The sequence below is a fragment of the Microvirga roseola genome, assembly GCF_020866965.1.
GTDB classification, from domain to species: Bacteria; Pseudomonadota; Alphaproteobacteria; order Rhizobiales; family Beijerinckiaceae; genus Microvirga; species Microvirga roseola.
In genome coordinates, this window is sequence record NZ_JAJATX010000228.1 from 1 (window position 1) to 322 (window position 322).

1 protein-coding gene is annotated in these 322 nt (G+C 65.2%); it reads right to left on the bottom strand.

Annotated features, from left to right (window positions below; genetic code table 11):
• Positions 1-322: FtsK/SpoIIIE domain-containing protein (locus LG661_RS24995; RefSeq protein WP_268995524.1), on the bottom strand; the 322-nt coding region annotated here is incomplete at both ends.

Sequence of the window (322 nt, forward strand, 5' to 3'; positions counted from 1 at the left end):
CATCAGGTCCGCCATCTCGTCGACGATCACCACGATGTAGGGCAAGGGCTCGAGGTCCATCGCCTCCTCCTCGTAGACCGCCTCCCCGGTCTCCCGGTCAAAGCCGGTCTGGACCGTACGGGTGATGATCTCGCCGCGGGCCTTCGCCTCGCTCACGCGGGCGTTGAAGCCGTCGATGTTGCGCACTCCCAGCTTCGACATCTTGCGGTAGCGGTCCTCCATCTCGCGCACGGCCCATTTCAGGGCCACCACCGCCTTCTTGGGATCGGTCACCACCGGGGTGAGCAGGTGCGGGATGCCGTCATAGACGCTCAACTCCAGC